Origin of the sequence: Acinetobacter sp. FDAARGOS_558, assembly GCF_003937785.1 — a bacterium.
In the GTDB taxonomy this organism is placed as follows: domain Bacteria; phylum Pseudomonadota; class Gammaproteobacteria; order Pseudomonadales; family Moraxellaceae; genus Acinetobacter; species Acinetobacter baumannii.
Genome location: NZ_RKJH01000001.1, coordinates 3,879,989 through 3,906,698 on the forward strand (window position 1 = coordinate 3,879,989; position 26,710 = coordinate 3,906,698).

Genomic DNA, 26,710 nt, shown 5'->3' on the forward strand with positions numbered 1-26,710 from the left:
AAAATTTGAGGAAATCAAAATGGAAGATAAAAACAACTGGTCGCTCTACGAAGTATTTGTACGTAGTAAACAAGGCTTAAGCCACCGTCACGTAGGCAGCTTAAGAGCACCTGATGATGAAATCGCACTACAACATGCTCGTGATGTTTACACGCGTCGTAATGAAGGAATTAGCATTTGGGTAGTTCGTTCAGAACTGATTAAGTCATCACAGCCAGATGAAAAAGCTGAATTTTTCGATCCTTCTTTAGACAAGGTTTATCGTCATCCGACTTTTTACCATATCCCAGATGGCATTGAGCACATGTAAGGGGAATGGCAAATGAATCATTCAGTTTTATCTAAATTCTTATTACATATTGGCGATAGCCAACTGGTTTTATCTCAGCGTTTGGCTGAATGGTGCGGGCATGCACCTGAGCTAGAAATTGATATTGCCTTAGCAAATATCGGCTTGGACTTGTTAGGTCAAGCAAGAAACTTTCTAACTTTGGCTGGTCAATATGATGAAGCTAAGCGTGATGAAGACCAACTTGCGTATTTCCGTACAGAACGTGAGTTTTTAAACCTCTTGTTGTGCGAACAACCCAATGGTGACTTTGCACAAACGATTGTACGCCAGTGGTTGATGGACCATTACCATCTTCATTTATTTACGGCTTTAGCGCAAAGCTCACTTCCTGAATTAAGCGCGCTTGCTGTGAAATCTTTAAAAGAAGTGAAGTATCACATCCGCTTTTCAACAAGCTGGATGGAACGTTTAAGTTTAAGTACAGATGAAGCACATCAACGTGTGCAAGACGGTTTAAATAATTTATGGCGCTTTACCGCTGAATTATTTGAACTGAGTGCAGACGAACAAGCATTAGTTGCAGAAGGTGTGATTCCAGATTTTTCAAATGAAAAAGAACAATGGAACCAAACTATTGCAGATGAGCTTAAGCGTTTTGAATTAAATGTTGCTGTGAACGGTGCTTATCGCCGTGGTGCGAAACAAGGATTGCATACCGAGCATTTGGGTTATTTATTGGCTGAAATGCAATGTATTCAAAGAACTTATCCGGGAATGACCTGGTAAGACAAGGAGGTGAGCCATGCAAATGATTCGTCATTGCATCGACCAATGTTGGGACGTTCTACAAACGGTAAGTGACCCTGAAATTCCGGTTTTATCAGTTGTCGATTTGGGCATGATCCGCGGTGTAGAGATTAACGATCAACAAGAAATTATTGTTCGTCTAACTCCGACATATAGCGGTTGCCCAGCAACAGATATGCTCAAAGCACAAATTGTTGAGGCATTTACCGCAGAAGCTTTGACACCGGTCAAAGTCATGGTCGATTTATCAGAAGCATGGACCACGGACTGGATGTCTGAAGCAGGGAAAAAGAAACTGCAAGTTTATGGCATTGCACCACCTGAAGGGTTGGCGCATCAGTGTGGAACTCACGTTCATTTAAATGATGGTGTTGAGTGCCCACGTTGCAAAAGCCGACATACTCGACTGTTAACAGAGTTTAGTTCTACCGCCTGTAAAGCACTTTATAAATGTCAGGACTGTCTTGAGCCTTTTGATTACTTCAAATGTATTTAAGTCTTTAGATAAGGAAATCAGCCATGAGCCAATTTGTACCATTAAAAGTAAAAAGTATTACACCGCAAACCGATCAGGCAATTTGTATTGCATTTGACGTTGTACCTGAACAACAAGAACAATTTCAATTTCAACCGGGGCAACATTTAACCATTCGCCATTTAACCGAAGTGGGTGAAATCCGCCGATGTTATTCAATTTGTAGCTATGCGGGCAAAGAAGATATCAGTATTGCGGTTAAAAAAATTGATCAGGGTCAATTTTCAAACTGGGCAAATGACCATTTAAAAGTGGGCGATGTACTTGAAGTCATGCCACCACAAGGCGTATTTTTTCAAAAAGCAGCCAAGATGGGCGGACAAAACTATTTAGGCGTTGCTGCGGGTAGTGGTATCACGCCAATTTTATCAATTATTAAACAAGTTTTATTTGAACAACCTGAAGCTAACTTTACCTTGCTCTATGGCAATCGTTCATGGAAACAAACCATGTTTGCTGAGCAAATTATGGATTTGAAAGATCAGTTTAAAGAACGCTTTCAACTCATCAATATTTTTTCTCGTGAGTTCAACGATAGTGAACTAATGAACGGTCGTATTGATGCAGAAAAGCTTAAGCAACTTTTTGATTTTGAAGTGCTTGAAACGAACTTTGACCATGTTTTTGCCTGCGGCCCAGACGAAATGATGAATGCCGTAGAAAATACTTTACCGAACTTTGGTATTGCCAAAGAGCGCATTCACACCGAACGTTTCCATACAGGGCAAGCGCGTAAACGTAGTGTTGAAGCGGATGCAAACCGTAAAGAAGAAAAAGTAAACATCATTTTAGATGGTCGTGAGCTGATTGTTTCTGTGGCTCAAGATGATGAAAGTATTCTTGATGCGGCTTTACGTGCGGGTGCCGACTTACCGTATGCATGTAAAGGTGGGGTGTGTGCGACCTGTCGTTGTAAGGTGCTTTCTGGCGAAGTCGACATGTTCCTTAACTATAGTCTTGAAGAAGATGAAGTTGAAAAGGGCTATGTGCTGAGCTGTCAGACCTTACCAAAAGGCTCAAATGTTCGCTTGAGTTTTGATGAATAGAGGCTGTCATGCAAGAGTTGATCAAAGCCAGTACAGCTGCTGACGGTGTTTTGTTATTAACCCTAAACCGTCCAGAAAAAAGAAATGCTTTAAACAATGCAACATTGCAGTGTTTATGCGAGTTGCTCGAAGAAGCTGAACATAATGTTCAAGTCAAAGCAGTGGTTTTAACGGGTAACGCCCAGTGTTTTGCGGCTGGAGCAGATCTTAGTGAGTTGGCTGCAATGGACGCCGTGTCTTTGCAACTCGATATTCGCCCGAAGCTTTGGCAGAAAATTGATGCGTTTAGTAAGCCACTGATTAGCGCAGTCAATGGCTATGCCTTAGGCGCTGGGTTCGAGTTGGTTTTGCATTCAGATATGGTGATTTGCGGTGAAAATGCCCGATTCGCTTTACCTGAAATTACCTTAGGTATGTTGCCGGGTGCAGGCGGAACACAGCGTTTAGCACGCTTGGTTGGACAACAACTCACCATGCGCTGGGCTATGACAGGTGAAATGATTTCGGCAAAACAGGCAGAGCAACACGGCATTTGCAGTCAAGTGGTTCCGACCGAATTAACCGTTGAATATGCCATTCAACTTGCAGCCAAAATTGCCAAACAAGCGCCGTTAGCGATTCGCGTAATTAAACAATCAATTAAAAGTATTCATGAAACAACGTTAAGTCAGGGACTCAAGTTTGAACGTCAAAACTTTGTCTGGCTGGCGGCTACAAAAGATCGAAACGAAGGGATTAACGCTTTCTTTGAGAAAAGAAAGCCAGTGTTTAGAGGTGAATGATGGACTATCAAAATATTATTGCTGAAGAAAAAAATGGTGTTGGCTACCTGACATTTAACCGCCCAAAAGCACTGAATAGCTTTAACGTCGATATGCACCGTGAAGTAGCCGAGGTTTTAAACCTGTGGACCAAAAATCCAGATGTTCGATGTGTTGTGATTAGTGGTGAAGGCCGCGGCTTCTGTGCAGGGCAAGATTTAGGGGACCGTGTAGTTGACCCAAACGCTGAAGCTCCAGATTTAGGATATTCCATTGAAACTTACTATAACCCGCTCATTAAAACGATTGTAAATATGCCAAAGCCTGTCATTTGCGCGGTAAATGGTGTGGCAGCAGGTGCAGGGGCAAATATTGCACTAGCGTGTGACTTGGTGATTGCAGCTAAATCGGCAAACTTCGTACAAGCCTTTTGCCGTTTAGGTTTGGTTCCAGACTCTGCGGGTACATGGTTTTTACCACGTGCTGTAGGTCATGCACGTGCTATGGGATTGGCTTTGTTAGGTGACAAGCTCCCAGCAGAAACCGCAAAAGAATGGGGCATGATTTGGGATGTGGTTGAAGACGCCGAGCTTAAAACAAAAGTGACTGAACTCGCTGAACGTTTAGCGAAACAACCTACTTTTGGCCTATCTCTCATTAAAAAAGCCATTCATCAATCAAGCAACAACACCTTTGATGAGCAAATGCTTTTAGAGCGTGACTTACAACGTATTGCGGGCCGTTCCGAAGACTACCGTGAAGGTGTACAAGCCTTTATGAATAAACGTGAACCAAATTTTAAAGGGCGTTAAGCATGACAGATTTAGACTTATCTCGTGCCCGAATTGCCGTTATTGGTTCTGGCACCATGGGCATCGGCATTGCCCAGTTAGCGATCGTTAATGGGCACTCGACCGTTTTATATGATCTGGACGCTCAAAAAGCGCAACAAGCCGCTCAAGGCTTAGGGCAGACGTTTAAAAAGCTGGTTGAAAAGAGCAAGCTTACCCAACAGCAAGCTGATGAAGCCTTAGCGCGTTTAACAGTGGTCAATCAAATTGAAGCGCTGCGTGATGCTGACTTGGTTATTGAAGCAGTCGTTGAGAAAAAAGAAGTTAAACAGTCTTTATTTAAACAGCTCGCTGAAATTTGTAGTGCGCAAACCATTTTTGCAAGCAATACATCTTCAATTTCAGTGACTGCAATTTCGGCGGGTATTGCTCACCCCGAGCGCGTAGTGGGTTTACACTTTTTTAACCCTGCGCCAGTCATGAAACTGGTTGAAATTGTACAAGGCTTAAAAACACCAAACAGCTTATGTTTGGCTCTAAAAAATTTGATGTTGAATTGGAAAAAAATTCCAGTACTCACCAAGTCGACTCCCGGTTTTATTGTTAACCGAATTGCACGGCCGTTTTATGCAGAAGGCTTTAGAGCACTGCAAGAACAAGTCACCAGCTATGAACAGCTAGATTATGCCTTAAAGCAATGTGGTGGTTTTGCGATGGGGCCTTGTGAACTAACCGACCTCATTGGGCAAGATGTTAACTTTTCGGTGACCCAAAGCGTTTACCAAGAGTTTTTTTACGAGCCACGTTACCGCCCAAGCCTGATTCAAAAAGAATTGGTCGATGCAGGTGCTTGGGGCCGTAAGTCAAAACAAGGCTTTTATACCTATAACGAAAAAAATCAGTACGAGACATTTCAGCCTCAAGCTGTGGTTGCCAAGCCAGTCGATGCCCATATTCAGCTAAAAGGGACTTGGTCTCAAATACCTGCTTTTTTAACGCGTTTAGGTTTAAAAGGCGGATCTGCGAGTGATGACAATATCCTTCAAATAGATGATATCGACTTACGTTTAAGCCAAGGTGAGTCAGCCAATATTCATTACTTAAGCCGTAAAGTAGTTTTAATGGATTGGCATCATGATTTTGAAAAAGCTCAGGCTGTGGTGCTTAGTCATAACGAACTTTGTGAAGCAAGTGATCTCGCTAAAGTTGAAGCGTACTTTGCACAGTTTGGCATCAGCGTAATGTGGATTAAAGACCATCCGGCACTGTTAACCTTACGCACCATCGCTTTACTCATTAATGAAGCCTGTGAAGCAAGTTTACATGGTGTTGCGAGTCTGGAAGATATTGATAATGCCATGAAATATGGAGTGAATTATCCTAAAGGCCCTTACCAGTGGTTGACACAAATGGGCGGTGCTTATGTGCTCCAAACCTTAAATAACTTATATGCACTGTATGGAGAGGAAAAATATCGCGCGAGTATCTACCTCAAGCAATATGTAGCGAAAAATCAAAACATTGCTACCCAATATTCACGCGATATGACCGAATTTGCATAATCAGGAGTCAACATGGAAGACGTTTTAATTTGCGATTTTATTCGAACCCCAATTGGACGATATGCAGGTGCCCTAAGTGCAGTACGTGCAGATGATTTAGCTGCATTGCCCATCAAATATTTAAAAGATAAACACCCGAACTTGCCGTGGAATACGGTAGACGAAGTGTTTTTAGGATGTGCTAACCAAGCAGGTGAAGACAACCGTAACGTTGCACGTATGGCAACACTGTTAGCAGGCTTACCTGATACAGTTCCGGCCATGACGGTTAATCGCTTATGCGCTTCGGGTTTAGATGCAGTAGGCCTTGCAGCACGCTCAATTAAAGCTGGTGAAGCACAATTTGTGTTGGCAGGTGGTGTAGAGTCCATGAGCCGTGCGCCATTTGTACAAGCTAAACCAACAGAAGCGTTTAGCCGTACACCTGAAATTTATGACACCACCATTGGCTGGCGTTTTGTAAATAAGCAACTTAAAGCGCAATACGGCACCGACAGCATGCCTGAAACTGCCGAAAATGTAGCTGAAAAATATCAGATTAGTCGTGAAGACCAAGATGCGTTTGCATTGCGTAGCCAACAAAAAACGGCTGCGGCACAACAAAACGGTTTCTTTAACGATGAGATTTTGCCTGTCGAGATTACAGACCGTAAGAAAAACGTGGTTGTGGTGAACCGTGATGAACATCCGCGTGAAACAACACTTGAAGCACTCGCTAAACTAAAAGCACCATTTAAAAAAGAAGGCGGTTCGGTGACTGCCGGAAATGCCTCTGGTGTAAATGACGGTGCCGCGTGTGTGTTAATTACCAACCGTGAATTTGCAGATACACATGGTTTAAAACCTTTAGCACGTGTAATTGGCATTGCAAGTGCAGGGGTTGAACCCAAATATATGGGTATAGGTCCTGTTCCGGCTGTGCAGAAAATTTTAAAGCAAACAGGTTTAACGCTAGATCAGATGGATGTGATTGAGCTGAATGAAGCATTCGCAGCCCAATCTTTAGCTTGTATGCGTGAGCTTGGTCTAAAAGATGACGATGAACGCGTGAACCCAAATGGTGGTGCGATTGCGTTAGGCCATCCGTTAGGTATGAGTGGTACACGTTTAGTGATTACGGCAACACGTGAGCTAAAAAAACGCGGTGGACGCTATGCACTTTGCACGATGTGTGTAGGTGTTGGACAAGGTGTCGCACTGATTTTGGAAAACTTAAATTAACTTAGACGGTTTTTAAAATTACATAATGAGGAGAGAGGCGATGGACAGCCTTACAATGGATAATGTTGAGCAATTAACACTTGCAGAGCTTCGAGAGCTGCAAACTAAACGGTTAAAACAAACCCTGACTTTTGTATATGAAAATAGTCCGGTCTATAAGAAAAAGTTCGATGAAGCGGGTGTGCATCCTGACGACTTCGTAACTTTAGACGATCTGGCGAAGTTTCCATTTACCACCAAACAGGATTTAAGAGACAACTATCCGTTTGGTATGTTTGCCGTACCGCAAGAGCAAATTGTGCGTTTACATGCATCATCGGGTACAACGGGTAAACCGACTGTGGTGGGTTATACCCAAAAAGATATTAATACGTGGTCGGACATTGTTGCGCGTTGCTTACGCATGGCGGGTTTAACCGCGAAAGATATGGTTCAGGTGGCTTATGGCTATGGACTATTTACAGGTGGTCTAGGTGCACATTATGGTGCCGAGCGCTTAGGTGCAACGGTTATTCCAATGTCTGGCGGGCAAACTGAAAAGCAAGTTCAGCTTATTCAAGACTTTAAACCGACTGCAATTATGGTTACGCCATCGTATTGCGTGAGTATTATTGAAAAGCTTGAACAGCAATTTGGTACTGCACGTAATACCTCTTTAAAAGTCGGGATTTTTGGTGCCGAGCCGTGGACCAACGAACTTCGCCGTGAAATTGAAGAACGCCTTAATATTAAAGCACTCGATATTTATGGTTTGTCTGAGGTGATGGGACCGGGTGTTGCGATGCAGTGTTTAGGTGAGGGCGAAGGACTAACCATTTGGGAAGATCATTTCTACCCAGAAATTATTAACCCTGAAACAGGTGAAGTCTGCAAAGATGGCGAACTTGGCGAGTTAGTCTTTACGACTATTACCAAAGAAGGTTTACCGATTATTCGTTACCGTACTCGTGATTTGACCCGCTTACTACCGGGTGAAAATCTGGCAATGCGCAAAATGGATAAAATTGTGGGTCGTAGTGACGACATGCTGATTATTCGCGGCGTGAACGTTTTCCCGACTCAGATTGAAGAGCAAATTTTGCAAGTTCCACATTTAGTTCCAAATTATGAAATTTTGGTGACTAAAAAAGGCCATATGGATACTTTGCATATTCGTACAGAGATGTGTCATAACTGTACTATACAGGCCAATCAACTTGCTCAGGAGTTGATGAAACGCATTAAAACCATGATTGGGATTAGCGTTACTGTAGAAGTTGTGACAGAAGCGACCTTACCTCGTTCGGAAGGTAAGGCAAAGCGGGTAATCGATATGCGTCAGATTGCTTAACATCAAGATCATTCAGGGTATAGAATCTATACCCTGAAACTAAACGCCAAGACATGAGTATGAGTGCAAAAATACAGCAAATAATTGATTCTGTTGTAAAGAATGAAACCTTAAGTGGAACTTCGCTTATTTCGACAATTTTTGGAGATTCAGTACTTCATCGGGGTGGAAATATTAGTCTTGCAAGCCTGATTCAGTTATTAGAGCTATTTGGTTTTAATGACCGCGCTGTAAGAACCTCAGTTTTTCGTTTAGTTAAAAATGATTGGTTATGTTCAGACAAAATCGGTAGAACCAGTTTTTATCGCATTACTGATTCGAGTCGTTCGACTTATTTGCAGGCCGAGCAACGTATTTATAACGACCAGATGAAAGAGTGGGATCATTATTGGGATCTTATTCTGATGTCTAGCCTCGACACTGAAAATAAAGCGTTGTTAAAAAAAGAACTCGAATGGTTAGGATTTGCCAATATTTCGACAAACTTAATGGCTTATCCGGGGTGTAACCGTATTGAACTGCAACGCTTGTTGGTTGACTTAAATATGAGTGAGCAGGTGGTGGTGTTTAAAGCCGAAACATTGCAGCTCTTTAATAATTCGGTCGATACCATTGGCCGTATGCTCAGAACTAACTGGCCAATCGATGAATTACGCCAAAGATACCTACAGTTTCTCGATATTTTTAGAGAAATTGGCGTGTTGCTGATGCAGGAAAACGAACAACTTGAACCTGTTCAGGCCTTTCAGATTCGAACTTTGCTGATTCATTATTATCGACGGATTTTATTGAAAGACCCAGCACTACCGCTTGAGTTATTGCCAACTGACTGGCCCGCGATTAGTGCACGAACGTTATCAATGAATATTTATAAAAAAGTATTTGAACCTGCCGATGAATACTTCTTGTCTGTTGCCGCAACAGCAGAAGGACCAATGCCAAATGCCACAGCACATTATTGGCGCCGTTTCGGAGGTTTGGTGGCGACAAATGAGAGGTTAAATCATGCCTTGTTATAGTATTGACGGTGTTATTCCCGTGGTCAGCCCAGAGGCTTTTGTACACCCAACCGCTGTTTTAATTGGTGATGTGATTATTGAAGCGGGCGTATATGTAGGACCATTTGCTTCATTGCGTGCCGATTTTGGTCGTATCCATATTAAGCAAAATGCCAATATACAAGATAGCTGCACCGTACATGGTTTTCCGCAAAGCGTGACTTTAGTTGAGGAAATGGGGCACATAGGGCATGGCACAACTTTACATGGTTGCCGCATTGGCAAAAATGTTTTGGTTGGCATGAACAGCGTAATTTTGGACTATGCCGAAATTGGTGAAAACACTATTATTGGTGCAAATAGTCTGGTCAAAACTAAAGATATTATTCCGGCAAATGTATTGGCAATGGGTAGTCCTGCCAAAGTTGCACGCGATTTATCAGAACAAGAAAAAAAGTGGAAAACTAGAGGCACGCAAGAATACATGGTGCTTGCACAGCGCTGCTTAAACTCAATGCAAGAAGTTCAGCCTTTAAGCTCAGAGTTGGATGACCGCCTGACCTATAAGGACTTTAGTTCTTCAAACTATCAGATTAAACAAGATAGTGTTTAACGGTTATTCATAAGTCGATTTCAATACACATGAGTTCATAACCTTTAGGGAATACTCGCACGAGTAGGGAGACGTTTGTGCAAAAAATGGAAACTACTGCGGTTGATCAATTCGCAGAGCTATTGGGTGTACAAGTGCTGCATCGCAGTTTTGATGAAGCGCGTTGTCAACTTAATGTAAAAGACGAACACATGAATGCCTTGGGCGGCGTACATGGTGGGGTCATATTTTCTTTAGCCGATATCGCTTTTGCGATGGCGTGTAATGCGGGGGATGCGCCATATACTGGCCTACAGGCGGATATTCGCTATATGAGCGGCGCGAAAGATAGGGTGTTAGTTGCAACGGCAACTAAGGTCGGAAGTAGTAAAAAATTTGCGCATTATGAAGTTGTGATAACAGACGGTTTAAATAATAGAGTCGCTTTATTTACGTCTACCTGTTACAGACTTGCGCCGTAACAGGTGGTTATTTGGGGGATTAGATCTCCGAAGCAGAACTTAACTAAATAAGTAATATATTAGAAGATATAAAGTTTAAGCGAGTCAGAAGTAATATTTAGTATTATCTTTAGGAGGTATTTATAATCAAAACTTCTACTCTAAAAGTGAGCTGATGGTCGAATAATATCTAAACACTGGCTATATTTAACTAGCTAGGACGTGGCACGAAGTCTAGTTCAGCTATAAAGATAAAGCTTAATTTTCTCCCCTTTTAGTAATGGAAGTTATGGTCTATAAAGATGTGTAATGAGTTGAAATTAATTAAAGCACTCAACTCATTATGATAAATAAAGGATATGATAATTAAAATATAATAGTTTAATGTATTGGCCATACGATTTTATTATAATTATTTAAAGCTTTTTCGCCAAACTCTTTATCTATCGATAGAGCATATATTATTAATCCATGCAAATGATTTTTAAAACCAAGAACAGAAGAGAATTTTTTATATTTAGCTTGTCGTACCGGACCAATATCAGGATGTAAACAAAAATAAATGTTTTGATTAATTTTGTTTTTAAATTTTTTATCTAACTTTACTTTTTCTCTATCAACATTTAAACCTAAAACTATTTTTTTAGCTTTAGGAGAGATTATTTTTGTTTTTTGTATATTAGGAGTAAAACCATAATTTATTAAAATTTTATATACCATTTTTATAATTTCAATAGCATCTTTTCTTGAAAAATTTATATTTTTAGATGAAAAGGTAATATCATCTGAATATCGGGAATATTCTAATTCATTTTTAACTGAAAATGCTGTCAATTGTTTATCAAGTTCTCTACATACTAGATTTGAAAGACTTGGACTCGTTGGTGCTCCTTGAGGTAAATGTCCCAATTCAATACCTTCGGTAGAAGAATAAACCGTATAATTGGTTTTTTTTGAAATTTTAAACCTTGGTGGAATAGTATTCCGGTTTCTAGGACTATTCCATGTACATATTCTTGCAAGTTCAAAAGATAAAAGAGCCGGAAATTCTAGGGATCGAAACACTTTGTACACAGATACTTCGGAGATGCTTTCAAAGAAAGCTGTAATGTCTAATTTTATCAACCATTTACTATTCGTATGTAGGCTAGCTGCATCAACAATGGAAATACCAGGAGTATACGCAAAACTATTTTCATGACATTCAACAAATTTCAAAATATTTTGATGAATATATTTTTGAACTTTAACAAGTTGAGGATGCGGAATAAAAATTCTTCTTTTTTCTAAAGAATTTTTTTTTCTTATTTGAAAATAGCGATATAGAGGTTCTTCTAAATCCCAATAATCTTCTAAATCTCTATAAACTATTGAACGAAGGAAACTATATTCGACGTTAGCTAAATATGAAAGGTGTCTTAAAGTGAATATGGGATTAATATTATTTTTAGATCTAATTCTTTTAGCATGTTCTAATGCACTATCAATAATTTCTTTATCAATCTTATTTTTTTTGCCTTCAATTTTATAGTGCTGAGGAGACCATGATTTCATTTACTTTGGCCCCGGAGGGGTAAGTAAGATCGCGACAATAAGTGAGGACACAATCGAGCGACTTTAGTCGCTATTGTCGTGATCTTGGTTACTCTTTTGCGAGAGCTATTACTTGGGCTTATATAGAATATAGCCGACTGATTGAGTTTAAAACTAATCAGACAAGTAACTGTAATAGTTACTTGAGCGAACGCTAAATGAAACATTATGGTCTCCTCAACGATGTAGGATAATATTCCTTTTTATCAATATTGGGAAGTATAGTAACGTTATTCGACTCATTTTTTTTTAAATATTTTATTAGTAAATATCCTTCATCTGTTATTCGGTTATAGTCATCAATCCACTCTAAATAGCGTAGATTAACAATTATATCGGTTACAGAGCTAGATGAAAGCTTAGTCTTTTTAGAAATAGCTCGTACTGATCTAGGAGGTTTTTTTAAAGAAAATAAGACAAGTATATAAGATTTCCCTTTTTCACTTAAATTTGAAAACTTCTTAGATACAACGATATTTTTATCTTTCATTAAATTTAAATAGTCTTCTGTATCTAATGACTTTATATTAGTTGGTAATTGCTCACTGAAATCTATAGTCGTTCTTCCTCTGAATAGAGGGAACCATTTTTCTGACCTTTTATAAAGAATTTCAGGAGCATTGTTCGGTATGCCATGTTCATAATAAATTAGTGATCCTACATCTCCATAACCTACTGCGAAAGGAGGATCTGATCGTTTATTAGGATTATATTTATTACAAATCTCTCTAATTTTTTTTTGCTCTATTGGATTAAAAGAGTTGGATATAGTTGGACAAACACAAACATAGTTTATTTGTGGTTTAAGTTTATGTTTACTAACGAAATCTAATGCATTTTCCGTAATTGCATAGCACACAATATAAAAACTAATATAACCTGAAGAATGCCAACTTTCGATAGACGGTGTTTGTGCAAAAGCTTCAAGAAATTTTCTAATTTGATTACCTGAAGCTATAGTGTCCGTTAATATAATCACTTTATTAATTTTTTTTGCTCTAATTTTTTCTGCACTAGGATAGTAAAAAAAATTTTGGGAGTTCGATCTTTGTAGGGTAGTTGCAATATTATTTAAAATTCCTTCACTTCCAACTTCATGATTAGAATTTATACCATTATTGATAGGAGGAAAGGCTGAACCTATAGCTCTTCTTGGTCTTTCACTTGCAAATTTATATACAGTTTCTCCATTAGATACTTCTCGTTCGACAAATAGTGCAATCTTATCATTGTTAAAAAGGCTATATATTTCATTTTTAATTTTTACTTGAAATTCATGACTTGAAACCCATTGTAATTTTTGTATTAACAATTGAGCATAAGGTTGATCTACTTCCTCAAATTGATTAAGCCATTTTTTGTATCTTTCATTTTCTTCTAGATAATTTTCCATAAGCTAGAAATTAAGTGTATTTGATTTCTAAATCATATTTAAATTTTTATAAATTTTCTAGGTATAATTATCAATTAATATATAAGAATTAATATATAAAAATCGAATAATTTTACTAGGTATGCGGAGGAGAATGATTAAGATTTTATAGAAAAAAGAATAGCCTTTTTATGAAATAAGATAAATTTAAAGTAAGTAGTTAAAAAATTAATAATATTTTATATTTATCTTTTAGCTGGCACTCCAGATATGTAAAGCTTATCAATTTCAACTAATAAAAAGAATAGAGAAGAAGCAAAATATAAAACGAATAAAGTGTTAACAAACTTCTAATTTCTCACTTAAATTACAAAATGAGCACCGCAATAAGCCTAAAAATCCTCTCTCTACAACCCCCACTTAACAATAACCCACTCATTATTTAGCCTTACTTTTCTAATGATTTAATTTAAAACAAATGGCATTTTGCGTGCTTGACTGCAAAAGGGTTGGACACTATTCTTTGCCTGCTGGCCACATTGCCAGACGGTCGTCGCGGACCGTGATGAAAGATCGCATCAGAGTTATTCCGTCTGAGGGATAGTCTTATGCGTGAACTCCCAGTCTCCTCCCGTAGCGGTAGGACGGGAGAGGGACACCTTCGGGTGTGCTGGTTATATCTTTCACCAGTCCGCGAACCCTTTCTCGTTCTGCGACCATAAATTTAATGTCTGGCAGAACTCCCAATAAAAAAGGAGTTGGCTTTGCACATCCATTATTTCTTGGCTCTCAATGCCAAAAGCTATAACGACACAGCTTAAAAATTAAAGCAGCTTAAACGCCCCAAGGTTTTCAGGCTTAAAGTCATTTTTACTTAAAACTTAGCAACAACAAACTTGAGATGTGCCAAGCACAGTCTTTACGGCTTTGCTGTGCCTTTTTTTCTCCCAAAAGGGGCACAGGTTTTTTATCTCTACATACAACAAAAATTTTTATAACGGTAAAACTATGCCAAATTTAGCTCTCCCAACACGTACCTTATATGTTGTAAATAAAGCAATTGATCTGTTTCATCACCGTGGATTTCACCTTATTGGCGTCGACAGAATAGTGAAAGAATCAGAAATTACGAAAGCGACTTTTTATAATTACTTTCAATCAAAAGAGCGGCTTATTGAAATTTGCCTTATGGTGCAAAAAGAAAAGCTCCAAGAACAAGTGGTCGCAATGGTCGAGTACGACTTAAGTACCCCCGCAATAGAGAAACTTAAAAAGCTTTATTATTTACATACCGATTTAGAAGGGCCGTATTACTTATTATTTAAAGCCATATTTGAGATTAAAAATAGTTATTCCAACGCCTATCAGACCGCAATGCGCTATAGAACATGGCTAAAAAATGAAATTTATAGCCAGCTTAGAGTTTTAAACGCAGATGCTTCTTTTACCGATGCCAAGCTATTTGTATATATGGTGGAGGGCACAATCATTCAGCTTTTAAGTTCAGATGGGGCACTCGAGCGGGAAAAGATATTGGATTGTTTTTTAAACTCTTTTGTTAGAAATTTTAGTCCATGTATGTTTACTCATGTCGATGCTAGCAAGTGCTAGCCTGTTCTTCTATGACGGCTTATATGTAAAAGCTAGACGAGTTGTTTTGAAGGGGGGGAGAGAAATAATAAATAAAGTCTCCTTAGAAAGGCTGCTTGTGTACAAAAGAATATAAAAACAGCAAGTAACACTTACTCAAGTGTCATTTTAATATGATTGATATTTATACAATATAGTTACCAGATCACAAGGATATGAACCGATGAAATTTCTAAAATTTTTAACTTTTAGCACGATTCTTACCTTATCCGCACATAGCTATGCGACAGTAGGTGGTGGACAAAAAATTGAAGTATTGGGCTATCAGCAAAAAGAGAAGAAACTTTATGTATTAAGACATTATGAAGATGGCCGAGGACGCCTACCACAACTCTATTATTATCTATTAAATAGTAAATCGCCTGATAAACTTATCGAGGTTAAATCTCTCTATATCAATCTAAAAACACATAAGATTGATTATGATCAAGATAGTACAGCGTTTAATAAGGCACTTAATAAAATTAAAAAGAATTTAACTCCTTTGATCGTAAGTAATAGTAAGACTGTAAAAATTCAAACATTAAAAACTCATCAGAATCAAGTATCAGCTTGGTTTGATCCTTCAGGAAAGATCACGCAATATAAAACAGAATATGTTGTAAAATCGCCGTCTTTACAAAGTAAGACCCATGTTGCGGTTCATTACAGCAAAGCAATAAAAATTTCCCAAAATTATAAGGTGCCTAAACAAGATAAGAGGTTGGTTGTCGTTAAATATTTGGGGGTTCCAGAAGAAACTGGTTACGATATTGAAGACCCTGTTTTACTACTACCTATAAAAAAATAAGCTTAAGCGTAAATTATTTTCTTGGTTCAAAAGGACGACAGGATAAGAAGTCCTGCGTATTTTATAGGATAAAACTTTTCTTTATAAATGCAGCTATATAATTTACACAGGATGAAGAATGAATAATTTGAATTTTAAAACTCTAAAGAAGTACTGGCTGCGATTCGTGGGTATTGCTGTAATCGCAGGCGCTTTAGTATTGGCATTTGCTTGGACCGCTGGTCTATTTGGACATCGAACAACATCCAAAACTTTTTTGGGTGATACATTAAAAAACTTTGATCCCGGATATCGACGTGCACATGGTAAAGGTATTTGTTTTGATGGCACTTACCATAGTAATGGTGCGGCAGCAGCACTCTCTAAAGCCACTGTATTTGCCAAGTCTGATATACCAGCAATTGGCCGATTTTCTATTGGAAGCGGTAATCCGCATGCGGCAGATAATTCTACCGCAACAGTGAGTATGGCTTTATTGCTTTCTCCGGCCGATCATTCGCAGTGGCGCATGAAATTAAACAACTTTCCTTATTTCCCGACGCGAAATGCTGAAGGTTTTTTGGCGCAGCAAAAAGCATTTAAACCGGTTCCGTCTACTGGGAAACCTGATCCAGCCCTTGTTGAGGCGTTTTTAAAAGAATATCCCGAAGCGCGTAAGTCTATTGAGCAAAAGGCCAAGATGCCATTAACTGGTAGTTTCAGCGGTGCAGAATTTTATGTCGTAAATGCCTTTATATTGCGGGCAGCCAATGGACAAGAACAGCCAGTCCGTTGGTCTATGCGTCCTCATTCAAAATTTATTAGTCTGACGAAAGAGCAACGTGATCAAGCTGATCATGATTTCTTATTTAAAGACATCAAAAAACGTTTGGCTGAAGGACCGCTCTATTGGGACTTGGTTTTGCAACTTGCCGAGCCGGGAGACCCAGTGAATGACCCATCTCAGCCTTGGCCAAAAGACCGTAAAGAAGTTATAGCCGGAACATTGGAAGTTAAAAATGTGACTGATCAGGTAAATGGCGCTTGTCGTGATATTAACTTTGACCCAACTTTGGTGCCACCGGGAATTGAGTTATCAGATGACCCAGTACTCGCAGCACGAGCGGCTATCTATTCACAGTCTTACAATGCTCGATTACGTGAAATTGGATTTGGCAAAGCAACGGATGCCGTGGGCAAATAGGAGAGATGAACAATGCAAAATAAATCTAATGCTGCTCCACGTCATTTTAATTTGACCGCTCGAATACTGCATTGGCTTATGGCGGCAGCAATTCTGGCTATGCTATTTATTGGGGTAGGAATGACCACCTCAATGACTTGGCGTCCGTGGTTAATTGATATTCACCGTCCTTTAGGAATCGCAATCTTATTATTGGTCATCATAAGATTAATAAATCGACTCTGTTATCCAATTCCACCTTTGCCGCCGACTGTACCGCGCTGGCAGGTGTTTCTTGCCCATGCATCACATTGGCTACTTTATATTTTGATGTTTAGTTTGCCATTGCTCGGATGGGCGACGCTATCGGCAGGTAATTGGCCTGTCACTTTATTTCCGGGTTGGGATCTTCCACCTATAGCACCAACCAACTCTACGCTTTACGCTTGGTTCCGTACTCTACACGGAATTTTGGCTTGGCTATTATTTGCTGTCGTTATTGGTCATCTGTCTGCTGCATTATTACATGCATGGATTTATCGCGATGGCGTATTTTCGAGTATGGCTTTGGGGCCTTCTTCTAAAAAAGAAGAAGCTGATTAGTTTGCTTGAAAGTTTTCGATTGAACGATGAGTTAATGGTGAGGTTTTTATAGGGTTTATTTAAAACATATAAATAAGCTCGCTGATATAACAACTTAAAATAGAATTGATTTCTCAAGTTGAGAAATCAATTCAGCTATTTAGATCCCTTCAACAAAACTCACCATGACATCACAGCAGCCTTGGCGTTTACTTTTGGCAAGCTGATATTCAGGTGAAAAATAACATTCACGTGCAGTTTCCATATCTGGAAACTCAATCACCACATGACGTTCAAACTCTTGTCCTTCTAAGACTTCCGAGGCACCGCCACGCGCAAGAAACTTGGCACCATACTTTTGAAAAGCTTGCGGAGCAGTGGCCATATATTGTTTATATTGTTCCATATCATGAATGGTGACATGAGCAATCCAGTACGCAGACATATCGTATTTCCCTATAACTTATTAAATAAAGGCCTATTTACCTTTTCCTAAAATTTGTGACTTCACGCATCTAAAATATTTTTTGCGACAGCAGCAGCTTCAGCAATATGTTCAGCAACCGCTTGTTTTGCCTTTTCAGGGTCTTTGTAAAGATAGATGGCCTCACACATATTTTTAATACGTTGATAACCTGAAATTTCACGCTTTGTCGATTTCATGGTCATGGCACGAAGACGGCTAATTCGACCGTTTAAACGTTGAACCACTTCCCAAGCAATATGGTGATTGGCTGTAGTAAAAATAGTTTCATAAAGCCGAGTAGAGGTCGCAATAATGAGATTGATGTCATCGGCGGCAAACGCAGCTTTAAGATCTTCTAATAGAAGTTTTAATTTTTCAGCAGTTTTTTCATCTAGATTTTTAGTGCAGTCAACCACAGCACTTTGCTCTAACAAAAGACGAATTTCATAAATTTGTGAAGCGATGTCCCAGTTAAGTAGCGAAACAATAGGGCCTTTGTTTGGCAAAATCTCGACTAAACCTTCTGCTTCCAAATAACGAATCACTTCGCGAACTACAGAACGGCTTACGCCAAGTTCTTCACATAACGTTCTTTCAACCAATCTTTTTCCTGAAGGGAAATAGCCCGTAATAATGGCATTACGCACTTTATCTAAACACAGCTCTCGTAAAGTTACGGGCGGGTTCTCAATTTTAAGATTCATAGGTAATTAAATTTTCCTGTTTTTTAACATGTTGAGTTTCATTACATGTTTTTCAATAAAAATTAGCATAGCAAACTCTTGCTTTTTTTTCAGTATGTATTATGGTATACCATAATACGAATGACAAGATAATTTACTTGCAAGGAAGAGCAATGGAACTCATACGTAAAACTGTGCTTCATGTAGAAACCACTTATGTAGATGGCGGCAAAGAAGCAGCCAAGCCTTTAAAAATGGTGGCAGCAGCAGCGGTAATTAAAAATCCGTGGGCAGGGCAAGGTTATGTAGAAAACCTAACACCAGAAATTCGTCGCATTGCGCCAATCTTAAGCGAGCATTTAACCAAGCTTATTCTTGATGAAGTCGGTTCGGGCGAAGCCGTTGAAGCTTTTGGTAAAAGTGCAGTGGTGGGCTTAAATGGTGAACTTGAGCATGCATCAGCTTTAATTCACACCTTACATTTTGGTAATACTTACCGTAGCGCTGTCGGTGCGAAATCTTATTTGGCATTTAACAATACCCGTGGCCCAGCAAATGCGCCGATTTTAATTCCAATGATGGATAAAAATGACGAAGGCCGCCGTTCTCATTACTTAACATTGCAATTTGCAATTCCAGATGCACCTGCTGCCGACGAACTGGTTGTTGTGATTGGTGCAGCAACAGGTGGTCGACCACATCATCGTATTGGTGATCGTTATAAAGATTTGGAAGAGTTAGGTCATGATGTCAAAAACCCTGCAGCTGTCAAATAACCGTATTGCTCACTATTTTGAGCAAGGCGAAGGAGAGCCTCTGGTTCTGATCCATGGAGTGGGAATGCAAGCTGCGGCATGGTATCCACAAATTGAATATTTTTCTAAACATTATCATGTGATTTCAGTAGATATGCCGGGACATGGTCAAAGTACCAAATTACCAGCAGAAGCAAAATTACAAGATTTTGTTGAATGGACCATCGAATTTATTACAGCCTTAAATTTAGGCCCGGTAAATCTAGCAGGGCATTCAATGGGCTCGCTAATTACCACAGGCGTCAGTGTTACCCGTCCTGATTTAGTTAAACGGATGGCTGTACTCAATGGTGTGTATAAACGGACACCACAGGCACGTCATGCAGTCATCCAAAGAGCTGAAGAGTTAAAAACAGGCCGTATTGATGTTGAAACTCCGCTACAACGCTGGTTTGGTGAAAGTGAAGTCGAGCGTATAGCAGCTGCCAAAGTGAAAACTTGGCTCGAAAATGTCGACTTATCTGGTTATACCACTGCGTATTCTGCGTTTGCACAAGGCGATGAAACCTATGCAGATGACTGGTCAAAGATCACTTGTCCTGCTTTGGTGTTGACCGGTACGGATGATCCGAACTCAACTGCAGAAATGGCATTACAGATGGCAAAACAGGCAAAGCATGGCACTGCAATTGTCATTGAAAATGAACGTCACATGGTGAACTTAACTGCCCCTGACAAAGTGAATAATGCAATGCAAGCGTGGTTGGAAACCAGCGTTTAATTTGCCACACATTGCTGAAGGAATATAACAATGAGTGAAATGGATACGATTAATAAAATGCGTGAACTACGTGATGCCTTCGGGTCATTTATGACGGGCGTTACGGTGGTCACAACCTGTAAAGAAGATGGAACGCCACTTGGCTTTACAGCGAACTCTTTTGCTTCGGTGTCTTTGGACCCAGCTTTACTTCTAGTGAGTATTGCCAAGACATCAAGCAATTATCATAACTTTGCAAATGCCACACATTTTGCAATCAATATTTTGGCAGAAGAGCAAAAGGATGTTTCAAATACCTTTGCTCGTCCAAGCGAAGATCGTTTTGCAAATATTTCATGGTCAAAAAGCGCTTGCCAGAACCCACTGATCGATCATGTCAGTGCATGGTTTGACTGTACAACCTATCAAGTTGTCGATGCAGGTGACCATGCGATTTTAATTGGTAAAGTTGAAGATTTTGCTTCAACCGGTTTTGCAGGGCTTGGTTATTATCGTGGTGGATATTTCACACCAGCCAAACTTTCTGCCGAGGTGATCTCTGGCCCTAAAGTGGTGATGAGTGCCATTATTGGACATGAAAATACCATTTTGCTTGAAGAAACTGCCGATCATAAATGGACTATTCCGCATGTCATGGTAGATAAAGACGGTGCCGATAAAGCGCTTGAGAAAATCTTTGCACAATATCAGCCAGATGCTTCTGCCAACTTCATTTACTCTGTATATGAAAACGTTGAAAACCAGCAGCAATATATTTCATTTTTATGCAACACACCCGTAGCTCAAGCCACCAAAGGTCAGTTTGTCGATTTAAATGATCTTGAGAAACTTGAGTTTGTAGACAGTGCTTTAGAAAGTATGCTGATGCGCTATCGCAAAGAAAACCATTTGAAAACTTATGGTGTTTATTACGGAAATCAGACAACAGGTACAGTTCGTCAAATCGTTAAAGAGGAAGTTTAATCATGCGTTTTTCATTATTTGTGCATATGGAACGTGTTTCTGATCAGCAAACCCAGAAGCAGCTTTATGATGAAATGATTGAGCTTTGTCAGATTGCAGACCGTGGTGGTATGCATGCGGTATGGACAGGCGAACACCATGCCATGAACTTTACCATTGCACCAAACCCATTTCTAAATCTAGTCGATTTAGCGAATAAAACCAAAAATGTTCGTTTAGGTACGGGTACGGTAGTAGCGCCATTCTGGCACCCGATTAAACTTGCAGGCGAAGCTGCAATGACCGACATTATTACCAACGGCCGTTTAGATATTGGTATTGCTCGTGGTGCTTATTCGTTTGAATATGAACGTATGGTTCCGGGCATGGATGCATGGAGTGCAGGTCAGCGTTTACGTGAAATGATTCCCGCAATTAAAAACCTTTGGAAAGGCGATTATGAGCATAACGGGGAATTTTGGCAGTTTCCAAAAACGACTTCGGCGCCTCAACCGCTTCAACAACCGCATCCACCAATTTGGGTTGCTGCCCGTGATCCAAATAGCCACGAATTTGCTGTGCAAAATGGCTGTAATGTACAGGTAACACCGTTACATTTAGGTGACGAAGAAGTTGAAAAGCTCATGGGGCATTTTAATGCGGCATGTGAAAAGTTCAGTGATGTACCGCGTCCGGAAATTATGTTGCTCCGCCATACCTATGTGGCAGATAGTGAAGAAGATGCTCAACTGGCCGCAGATGAAATTAATACGTTCTATAATTACTTCGGCGCTTGGTTTAAAAATGAGCGCGAAATTCATCAAGGTTTAATTGCACCTTTAAGCCCTGAAGAAATTGCTGCACATCCTTTTTATACACCTGAGGCGATGCGCAAAAATAACGTGATTGGACAAGCCCAAGAAGTCATTGACCGCTTAAAAGCTTATGAAGCGATGGGCTATAACGAATATTCTTTCTGGATTGATACAGGCATGAGCTTTGAACGTAAAAAAGCCTCATTAGAACGTATGATCAATGAAGTTATGCCGGCATTTGCATAGAGGCGAATATCATGACAGCAGACTTTCAGCTTTATATTAATGGTCAGTTTGAATCTGGTGCAGCGACTTTTGAAAGTATTAATCCTGCAACAGGTGAAGTCTGGGCACACATGCCGGAAGCTCGAACCGATGAAGTCAACCGAGCAGTTCAGGCGGCATCTCGGGCATTAAAAGCACCGGAGTGGGCAGGTTTAACGGCTTCCCAGCGTGGTAAATTGCTCTATAAGTTGGCTGATTTAATTGAAAAAGCTGCACCGCAACTTGCCCAAATTGAAACCAGTGATACGGGCAAAATTATTCGTGAAACATCGAGCCAGATTGCCTATGTCGCTGAATATTATCGCTACTATGCAGGTATTGCCGACAAATTAGAGGGAAGTTTTCTACCGATTGATAAGGCAGACATGCAAGCATGGATTGTTCGTGAACCAGTAGGCGTGATTGCTGCAATTGTTCCTTGGAACAGCCAGTTATTTCTATCGGCAGTAAAGGTTGGCCCAGCTTTAGCGGCAGGTTGTACCGTCGTGCTAAAAGCCTCTGAAGACGGTCCTGGACCATTATTGGCTTTTGCTAAATTGGTCCATGAGGCGGGTTTTCCGGCTGGAGTGGTCAATGTAATTACTGGTTTCGGACCTGAATGTGGCGCCGTGCTGAGCAGTCATCCGGACGTTGCTCATGTTGCGTTTACAGGTGGTCCAGAAACGGCACGGCATATTGTGCGTAACTCGGCTGAAAATCTTGCAAAAGTTTCACTCGAATTAGGTGGCAAATCACCATTTATTGTATTTGCTGATGCAGATATTCAAAGTGCGGTAAACGCTCAGGTCGCTGCTATTTTTGCTGCAACAGGGCAGAGTTGTGTAGCAGGTTCACGCTTACTGGTTGAAGAAAGCATTAAAGATGAATTTGTTCAACGTTTGGTTGAGCGCGTACAAACCATAAAAATTGGTTTACCCCATGAAATGGCCACCGAGTTTGGACCGCTTTGTACCTTACGCCAACGCCAAAAAATCGAGCAAGTCGTTGCAAGTTCAATCCTGCAAGGTGCAAAACTGCTTACTGGTGGTAAAAGCCTTGAGCGAGCAGGGTATTACTATCCACCGACCATTTTAGATTGCACTGATGCACCTCAAGCAGATTGCATTACCACGGAACTATTTGGTCCGGTGTTATCAGTAGATAGTTTCAAAGATGAAGCGGAAGCCGTGCAAAAAGCCAATAGTACGCCTTACGGGTTGGCAGCAGGCGTTTTTACCACCAATTTAAGCCGTGCACACCGCATGACTAAAGTGATTGGGTCGGGAATTGTTTGGCTCAATACTTACCGCGCTGTTTCTCCACTTGCGCCTTTTGGTGGACATGGGCTTTCGGGACATGGGAGGGAAGGTGGCGCAAATGCGGTTCTAGATTACACCACCACCAAAACAGTTTGGTTACGTACCTCAGATGAGCCAATTGATGACCCATTTGTCATGAGATAAGTCATGACTTGAGGTGTGGAAATATATCGGGATTTTAATTTCAAGGATGAAAAAATGAATCAGTCAAACTTAGCAATCGCCTAAAGCTTTAAATAGTTGAAAACGTAAAACTAGATGTATCGATGCTTAATCAAGTATTGATTGGACTGGCTTTACCTTTTTCTTGGCTAAAACAATACAAACAGAGGTATGAGCTGTTTGTAAAAGGAAATAAAAAGATGAAGCCGAGTCATATTGAAATGACTTTGGCTGGGCAGATTTTTTGATGTTGAGGAAATGAATTCCTCAAAGAGAGATTAAGGATATGAGCCAAAACGAAAATAGCAATAATGCTTTCGCTATCGAAAGTCATTCCATTGATTATGTTGCTCCCTCTGAACGTAATGGGAAAGTTCGCGATCTATTCACATTATGGTTTTGTACCAATATTGCACCGCTTGCCGTCATTACGGGCGCAATGTCAATTTTAACCTTTAACCTCAATATTGTAAGTGCATTGCTTGCGATCTGCTGCGGGCATTTTTTTGGTGCAGCGATTCTGGCCTTAACCTCTGCACAAGGCCCACAGGTCGGCATTCCTCAAATGATTCAGAGCCGTGCGCAGTTCGGGCGTTATGGGGCATTGCTGGTTGTACTATTTACTACCCTCATTTATTTAGGTTTTTTCATCTCTAACATTATTTTGTCAGGCAAAACCCTTCATACCGTTGTTCCTGCTATTCCTGTGCCGACCGCGACCGTGATTGGCGCAATCGCAGCAACTACCATAGGCGTGATCGGTTATCACTTTATTCATAAGTTCAATAAAATTGGAACTTGGTTTATGGGTGGTTCGTTGCTCATCGGCCTCATGATTATGGTGCCGCATATTAATGCAGATGTACTTGCTAAAGGCTCTTTCAATATGAAAGGCTGGTTTGCCATGTTTGGTTTGTGTGCGGTATGGCAAATTAGTTTCTCGCCTTATACCTCAGACTATTCACGATATTTGCCGAAGTCGATTGGTATTTATAAGCCATTTATTTTTACCTATTTAGGCGCATCGTTAGGAACTATTTTTGCGATGGCATTTGGTACGATTGCAGTCAGTATTGGCTCAACCACAGATGCGATGGAAGCGGTAAAGTCAGGCACTGGGCTGTTCGGTTATGTTCTTATGATTTTGTTCTTATGCAATATCATTGGTCACAATGCCATGAACCTATACGGTGCGGTTCTGTCTTGTATTACCTCTATTCAGACTTTTGCAGGGCAGTGGATGCCAAGCCGAAATATCCGAGTCGTGTTATCAATCATTGTGTTAGTTCTAGCGACTTTAACGGCGCTTTGGGCATCAAGTAACTTTATTAGTTTCTTCTTGAATGTGATTTTTGCCTTGTTATTTATTTTGGTGCCATGGGTGTCTATTAATTTACTAGATTTCTATGTCGTGAATAAAAAGTCTTATGACATTCAATCGATTTTTGCACGTGATGGTGGTATTTACGGCAAATTTAATGCAAAAGCGCTTACGGCTTATTTCATTGGGATTGCGGTACAAATTCCGTTCTTAAAAAATGCGTTTTTCACAGGTGCATTGGCCGATGTAATTCCGGATGCGGATATTTCATGGGTGATTGGATTGTTGGTGAGTCTGGTGGTGTATTACGTCTTTAATCTAGGAAAGATTAAATGTTCTGCACCTGCATTAAACGCAAAATTACATCAATAAGCATTGTAGTGAAAGGAATCCGACAATGAAAAAAAGCTATTTACAAGCAGCTATAAGCACAGCATTAATGGCTGTAATCTATCCGAGTTACGCAGGTATAAGTTTTGGAAACACCGATGATGAATACGGCAAGCTCACCGTATCCGGCTATGTTCGCGCTAACTATCAAGATAAACACTATGGCGAAACTGCTTCTGATCAAAAAATTCGTTTTGATGCTGCGCAGTTAAAACTGGACTACGAGCATGGGCCGTTATTTGGTCATGCGGAATATCGGTGCTATCAATATGACCGTCTATGTGATTTTTCTACGTTAATTGATGGTTATGTAGGGTACAAATTAAATAAAACAGATCAAGTGGTGGCAGGTGTTCAGCCGATTCCATTTGGACCGGGACGTTTTTGGGGAAATAGCCTATATGGAAGTATGAGCACAACCGCAGGTTTAGAAGACGTTCATAATCTTGGTTTGAATTATCATTTTGAATTGCCGACAGCAACCAAGTTTGATGTGGGTTATTTTGCGGTAGATGGTGGGAACTACACAGGCTCTACCCAAGATTCAGGTCGCTACACTGCAAATTATGTGAGTTCAGATGATCCGAATAAAACCGATTTGCAAGAAAAGAACATGTGGGTAGGCCGAGTGACTCAAGATATAAATCTTGGAATTAATGGTTTAACCACACAACTCGGTGGCTCCTATTGGACATCCGATATTGAAAATAAAGCCGCTTCGAGTGATGGGCGTCGTCATGCATGGGCACTTTTTGGTAAAGCCAATTATGGCAATTTTAATGTGACCCTTACAGGCGGTAAAAATGATGTAACTAATCAGGATCAGCTTAATCCTAATCAGTCACTCATGGGGTCCTACGACACCGAATATTATGTCGCTAACAAAGGAACGTTCTATACTGCAGATGTTGGTTATTCTTTCAAAAATGTTAAGCAAATCGGAAACATTACGCCGTACTTTATGTACAGTCAGTACGACAAAGATCAGGACAGTATGAAAGATTCGATTCGCAATATTATTGGTGTGTCTATTGACCATAAACAGCTATCTTTGGTGGCTGAATACATCATGAGTAAAAATGATCCATTCATTGGTGGGAATCAAAATTCATTGGCACAAGGGGATGATAACCAGTGGAATAAGTTGCTTAACTTAACGCTGTTTTATTATTTCTAAATATATTTAAACATTCGGGCATACCGAAAATTTTTTAAATTAATTTTTGGTATGCCATAATACAAAGTTGATGGTTAGCTATTTAATTTA

General features: G+C 40.0%; 28 protein-coding genes. 24 read left to right on the forward strand and 4 right to left on the reverse strand.

Going from position 1 to position 26,710, the window contains the following annotated elements:
- The first annotated feature begins 19 nt into the window (after nucleotides 1-19).
- The 12 genes from paaB to EGT34_RS18780 all read left to right on the forward strand — a co-directional run bounded on the left by paaB (nucleotide 20) and on the right by EGT34_RS18780 (nucleotide 10,417).
- Entirely contained in the window at nucleotides 20-310 is a 291-nt protein-coding gene (paaB, locus tag EGT34_RS18725) for a 1,2-phenylacetyl-CoA epoxidase subunit PaaB (protein ID WP_000389648.1), read from the forward strand.
- 12 nt (nucleotides 311-322) lie between these two features.
- Nucleotides 323-1,078: a 1,2-phenylacetyl-CoA epoxidase subunit PaaC gene (gene paaC, locus EGT34_RS18730; protein ID WP_001016793.1), complete on the forward strand. Its 756-nt coding sequence runs from the start codon at nucleotides 323-325 to the stop codon at nucleotides 1,076-1,078.
- Between the two features lie 16 nt (nucleotides 1,079-1,094).
- The gene (gene paaD, locus EGT34_RS18735; RefSeq protein ID WP_001177938.1) at nucleotides 1,095-1,595 is read left to right on the forward strand and encodes a 1,2-phenylacetyl-CoA epoxidase subunit PaaD; all 501 of its coding nucleotides are present in this window, start codon (nucleotides 1,095-1,097) and stop codon (nucleotides 1,593-1,595) included.
- Between the two features lie 23 nt (nucleotides 1,596-1,618).
- Complete coding sequence (gene paaE, locus EGT34_RS18740) at nucleotides 1,619-2,680, forward strand: 1,2-phenylacetyl-CoA epoxidase subunit PaaE (protein WP_000077467.1); 1,062 nt, start codon at nucleotides 1,619-1,621, stop codon at nucleotides 2,678-2,680.
- Nucleotides 2,681-2,688: 8 nt separating this feature from the next.
- The gene (locus EGT34_RS18745) at nucleotides 2,689-3,462 is read left to right on the forward strand and encodes an enoyl-CoA hydratase-related protein (RefSeq protein WP_001156953.1); all 774 of its coding nucleotides are present in this window, start codon (nucleotides 2,689-2,691) and stop codon (nucleotides 3,460-3,462) included.
- Entirely contained in the window at nucleotides 3,462-4,253 is a 792-nt protein-coding gene (gene paaG, locus EGT34_RS18750; RefSeq protein WP_000386291.1) for a 2-(1,2-epoxy-1,2-dihydrophenyl)acetyl-CoA isomerase PaaG, read from the forward strand. The genes EGT34_RS18745 and paaG overlap by 1 nt, the downstream gene beginning before the upstream one ends.
- A gap of 2 nt (nucleotides 4,254-4,255) precedes the next feature.
- Nucleotides 4,256-5,794, forward strand: coding sequence for a 3-hydroxyacyl-CoA dehydrogenase (locus tag EGT34_RS18755; protein ID WP_000130569.1), 1,539 nt, complete (start codon nucleotides 4,256-4,258; stop codon nucleotides 5,792-5,794).
- A 12-nt stretch (nucleotides 5,795-5,806) separates the two neighbouring features.
- A complete protein-coding gene (gene pcaF, locus EGT34_RS18760) occupies nucleotides 5,807-7,015 on the forward strand; it encodes a 3-oxoadipyl-CoA thiolase (RefSeq protein WP_000390392.1) in 1,209 nt (402 codons plus the stop codon).
- Between the two features lie 40 nt (nucleotides 7,016-7,055).
- Complete coding sequence (gene paaK, locus EGT34_RS18765) at nucleotides 7,056-8,345, forward strand: phenylacetate--CoA ligase PaaK (RefSeq protein WP_000377856.1); 1,290 nt, start codon at nucleotides 7,056-7,058, stop codon at nucleotides 8,343-8,345.
- Between the two features lie 53 nt (nucleotides 8,346-8,398).
- Nucleotides 8,399-9,364 (forward strand): phenylacetic acid degradation operon negative regulatory protein PaaX, encoded by a 966-nt coding sequence (paaX, locus tag EGT34_RS18770; RefSeq protein ID WP_000062822.1) that lies wholly within the window; start codon nucleotides 8,399-8,401, stop codon nucleotides 9,362-9,364.
- On the forward strand, nucleotides 9,351-9,956 hold the full coding sequence (locus tag EGT34_RS18775; protein ID WP_001112278.1) for a DapH/DapD/GlmU-related protein: 606 nt from the start codon (nucleotides 9,351-9,353) through the stop codon (nucleotides 9,954-9,956). Before paaX ends, EGT34_RS18775 begins: the two co-directional genes overlap by 14 nt.
- A 77-nt stretch (nucleotides 9,957-10,033) precedes the next feature.
- Nucleotides 10,034-10,417: a PaaI family thioesterase gene (locus tag EGT34_RS18780; RefSeq protein ID WP_001171042.1), complete on the forward strand. Its 384-nt coding sequence runs from the start codon at nucleotides 10,034-10,036 to the stop codon at nucleotides 10,415-10,417.
- A gap of 360 nt (nucleotides 10,418-10,777) precedes the next feature.
- Here the strand turns inward: EGT34_RS18780 and EGT34_RS18785 are convergent, their stop codons facing one another.
- Together EGT34_RS18785 and EGT34_RS18790 are read right to left on the reverse strand one after the other, a co-directional pair.
- Nucleotides 10,778-11,950, reverse strand: a complete 1,173-nt coding sequence (locus EGT34_RS18785; protein WP_002108265.1) for a reverse transcriptase family protein — start codon at nucleotides 11,948-11,950, stop codon at nucleotides 10,778-10,780.
- A gap of 205 nt (nucleotides 11,951-12,155) precedes the next feature.
- Nucleotides 12,156-13,382 carry a hypothetical protein gene (locus EGT34_RS18790; protein ID WP_024437433.1) on the reverse strand — a complete coding sequence of 409 codons (1,227 nt, stop codon included), beginning with the start codon at nucleotides 13,380-13,382 and terminating at the stop codon, nucleotides 12,156-12,158.
- Between the two features lie 987 nt (nucleotides 13,383-14,369).
- Between EGT34_RS18790 and EGT34_RS18800 the strand changes: the two genes are divergently transcribed.
- The 4 genes from EGT34_RS18800 (at nucleotide 14,370) to EGT34_RS18815 (ending at nucleotide 17,566) form a co-directional block, all read left to right on the forward strand.
- Nucleotides 14,370-14,972, forward strand: coding sequence for a TetR/AcrR family transcriptional regulator (locus tag EGT34_RS18800; protein ID WP_002108267.1), 603 nt, complete (start codon nucleotides 14,370-14,372; stop codon nucleotides 14,970-14,972).
- A 202-nt stretch (nucleotides 14,973-15,174) separates the two neighbouring features.
- On the forward strand, nucleotides 15,175-15,801 hold the full coding sequence (locus tag EGT34_RS18805) for a hypothetical protein (RefSeq protein ID WP_000670324.1): 627 nt from the start codon (nucleotides 15,175-15,177) through the stop codon (nucleotides 15,799-15,801).
- Nucleotides 15,802-15,919: 118 nt separating this feature from the next.
- Nucleotides 15,920-16,984 (forward strand): catalase family peroxidase, encoded by a 1,065-nt coding sequence (locus tag EGT34_RS18810; RefSeq protein WP_001061479.1) that lies wholly within the window; start codon nucleotides 15,920-15,922, stop codon nucleotides 16,982-16,984.
- 12 nt (nucleotides 16,985-16,996) lie between these two features.
- The gene (locus tag EGT34_RS18815; RefSeq protein WP_001180283.1) at nucleotides 16,997-17,566 is read left to right on the forward strand and encodes a cytochrome b; all 570 of its coding nucleotides are present in this window, start codon (nucleotides 16,997-16,999) and stop codon (nucleotides 17,564-17,566) included.
- A 139-nt stretch (nucleotides 17,567-17,705) separates the two neighbouring features.
- On the opposite strand, the gene EGT34_RS18820 is transcribed toward EGT34_RS18815, so the two are convergent.
- Both EGT34_RS18820 and EGT34_RS18825 read right to left on the reverse strand, forming a co-directional pair.
- On the reverse strand, nucleotides 17,706-17,990 hold the full coding sequence (locus tag EGT34_RS18820) for a DUF1330 domain-containing protein (protein ID WP_001277471.1): 285 nt from the start codon (nucleotides 17,988-17,990) through the stop codon (nucleotides 17,706-17,708).
- 62 nt (nucleotides 17,991-18,052) lie between these two features.
- Nucleotides 18,053-18,715, reverse strand: a complete 663-nt coding sequence (locus EGT34_RS18825; RefSeq protein WP_001049496.1) for a GntR family transcriptional regulator — start codon at nucleotides 18,713-18,715, stop codon at nucleotides 18,053-18,055.
- Between the two features lie 152 nt (nucleotides 18,716-18,867).
- On the opposite strand from EGT34_RS18825, the gene EGT34_RS18830 reads away from it, so the two are divergent.
- From EGT34_RS18830 to EGT34_RS18865, 8 genes are all read left to right on the forward strand, one after another.
- Complete coding sequence (locus tag EGT34_RS18830; protein ID WP_000420415.1) at nucleotides 18,868-19,470, forward strand: amino acid synthesis family protein; 603 nt, start codon at nucleotides 18,868-18,870, stop codon at nucleotides 19,468-19,470.
- Entirely contained in the window at nucleotides 19,439-20,230 is a 792-nt protein-coding gene (locus EGT34_RS18835; RefSeq protein WP_000987220.1) for an alpha/beta fold hydrolase, read from the forward strand. Before EGT34_RS18830 ends, EGT34_RS18835 begins: the two co-directional genes overlap by 32 nt.
- A gap of 30 nt (nucleotides 20,231-20,260) precedes the next feature.
- On the forward strand, nucleotides 20,261-21,193 hold the full coding sequence (gene tgnA, locus EGT34_RS18840; protein ID WP_001293244.1) for a flavin-dependent trigonelline monooxygenase reductase component: 933 nt from the start codon (nucleotides 20,261-20,263) through the stop codon (nucleotides 21,191-21,193).
- A gap of 2 nt (nucleotides 21,194-21,195) precedes the next feature.
- Nucleotides 21,196-22,233, forward strand: a complete 1,038-nt coding sequence (gene tgnB / locus EGT34_RS18845) for a flavin-dependent trigonelline monooxygenase oxygenase component (protein WP_001212562.1) — start codon at nucleotides 21,196-21,198, stop codon at nucleotides 22,231-22,233.
- An 11-nt stretch (nucleotides 22,234-22,244) separates the two neighbouring features.
- Nucleotides 22,245-23,714: a (Z)-2-((N-methylformamido)methylene)-5-hydroxybutyrolactone dehydrogenase gene (tgnC, locus tag EGT34_RS18850; protein ID WP_000123064.1), complete on the forward strand. Its 1,470-nt coding sequence runs from the start codon at nucleotides 22,245-22,247 to the stop codon at nucleotides 23,712-23,714.
- A gap of 122 nt (nucleotides 23,715-23,836) precedes the next feature.
- The gene (locus tag EGT34_RS18855) at nucleotides 23,837-23,980 is read left to right on the forward strand and encodes a hypothetical protein (RefSeq protein ID WP_000934374.1); all 144 of its coding nucleotides are present in this window, start codon (nucleotides 23,837-23,839) and stop codon (nucleotides 23,978-23,980) included.
- Nucleotides 23,981-24,018: 38 nt separating this feature from the next.
- Complete coding sequence (locus EGT34_RS18860; RefSeq protein ID WP_000081161.1) at nucleotides 24,019-25,425, forward strand: purine-cytosine permease family protein; 1,407 nt, start codon at nucleotides 24,019-24,021, stop codon at nucleotides 25,423-25,425.
- A 25-nt stretch (nucleotides 25,426-25,450) separates the two neighbouring features.
- Nucleotides 25,451-26,620 carry a hypothetical protein gene (locus EGT34_RS18865; protein WP_000750365.1) on the forward strand — a complete coding sequence of 390 codons (1,170 nt, stop codon included), beginning with the start codon at nucleotides 25,451-25,453 and terminating at the stop codon, nucleotides 26,618-26,620.
- Nucleotides 26,621-26,710: the final 90 nt, after the last annotated feature.

Bases quoted from the DNA above. Each gene is read 5' to 3' on its own strand.
- paaB (WP_000389648.1), top strand. From the start codon at position 20: ATGGAAGATAAAAACAACTGGTCGCTCTACGAAGTATTTGTACGTAGT.
- paaC (WP_001016793.1), top strand. From the start codon at position 323: ATGAATCATTCAGTTTTATCTAAATTCTTATTACATATTGGCGATAGC.
- paaD (WP_001177938.1), top strand. From the start codon at position 1,095: ATGCAAATGATTCGTCATTGCATCGACCAATGTTGGGACGTTCTACAA.
- paaE (WP_000077467.1), top strand. From the start codon at position 1,619: ATGAGCCAATTTGTACCATTAAAAGTAAAAAGTATTACACCGCAAACC.
- EGT34_RS18745 (WP_001156953.1), top strand. From the start codon at position 2,689: ATGCAAGAGTTGATCAAAGCCAGTACAGCTGCTGACGGTGTTTTGTTA.
- paaG (WP_000386291.1), top strand. From the start codon at position 3,462: ATGGACTATCAAAATATTATTGCTGAAGAAAAAAATGGTGTTGGCTAC.
- EGT34_RS18755 (WP_000130569.1), top strand. From the start codon at position 4,256: ATGACAGATTTAGACTTATCTCGTGCCCGAATTGCCGTTATTGGTTCT.
- pcaF (WP_000390392.1), top strand. From the start codon at position 5,807: ATGGAAGACGTTTTAATTTGCGATTTTATTCGAACCCCAATTGGACGA.
- paaK (WP_000377856.1), top strand. From the start codon at position 7,056: ATGGACAGCCTTACAATGGATAATGTTGAGCAATTAACACTTGCAGAG.
- paaX (WP_000062822.1), top strand. From the start codon at position 8,399: ATGAGTATGAGTGCAAAAATACAGCAAATAATTGATTCTGTTGTAAAG.
- EGT34_RS18775 (WP_001112278.1), top strand. From the start codon at position 9,351: ATGCCTTGTTATAGTATTGACGGTGTTATTCCCGTGGTCAGCCCAGAG.
- EGT34_RS18785 (WP_002108265.1), bottom strand. From the start codon at position 11,950: ATGAAATCATGGTCTCCTCAGCACTATAAAATTGAAGGCAAAAAAAAT.
- EGT34_RS18790 (WP_024437433.1), bottom strand. From the start codon at position 13,382: ATGGAAAATTATCTAGAAGAAAATGAAAGATACAAAAAATGGCTTAAT.
- EGT34_RS18800 (WP_002108267.1), top strand. From the start codon at position 14,370: ATGCCAAATTTAGCTCTCCCAACACGTACCTTATATGTTGTAAATAAA.
- EGT34_RS18805 (WP_000670324.1), top strand. From the start codon at position 15,175: ATGAAATTTCTAAAATTTTTAACTTTTAGCACGATTCTTACCTTATCC.
- EGT34_RS18810 (WP_001061479.1), top strand. From the start codon at position 15,920: ATGAATAATTTGAATTTTAAAACTCTAAAGAAGTACTGGCTGCGATTC.
- EGT34_RS18815 (WP_001180283.1), top strand. From the start codon at position 16,997: ATGCAAAATAAATCTAATGCTGCTCCACGTCATTTTAATTTGACCGCT.
- EGT34_RS18820 (WP_001277471.1), bottom strand. From the start codon at position 17,990: ATGTCTGCGTACTGGATTGCTCATGTCACCATTCATGATATGGAACAA.
- EGT34_RS18825 (WP_001049496.1), bottom strand. From the start codon at position 18,715: ATGAATCTTAAAATTGAGAACCCGCCCGTAACTTTACGAGAGCTGTGT.
- EGT34_RS18830 (WP_000420415.1), top strand. From the start codon at position 18,868: ATGGAACTCATACGTAAAACTGTGCTTCATGTAGAAACCACTTATGTA.
- EGT34_RS18835 (WP_000987220.1), top strand. From the start codon at position 19,439: ATGATGTCAAAAACCCTGCAGCTGTCAAATAACCGTATTGCTCACTAT.
- tgnA (WP_001293244.1), top strand. From the start codon at position 20,261: ATGAGTGAAATGGATACGATTAATAAAATGCGTGAACTACGTGATGCC.
- tgnB (WP_001212562.1), top strand. From the start codon at position 21,196: ATGCGTTTTTCATTATTTGTGCATATGGAACGTGTTTCTGATCAGCAA.
- tgnC (WP_000123064.1), top strand. From the start codon at position 22,245: ATGACAGCAGACTTTCAGCTTTATATTAATGGTCAGTTTGAATCTGGT.
- EGT34_RS18855 (WP_000934374.1), top strand. From the start codon at position 23,837: ATGCTTAATCAAGTATTGATTGGACTGGCTTTACCTTTTTCTTGGCTA.
- EGT34_RS18860 (WP_000081161.1), top strand. From the start codon at position 24,019: ATGAGCCAAAACGAAAATAGCAATAATGCTTTCGCTATCGAAAGTCAT.
- EGT34_RS18865 (WP_000750365.1), top strand. From the start codon at position 25,451: ATGAAAAAAAGCTATTTACAAGCAGCTATAAGCACAGCATTAATGGCT.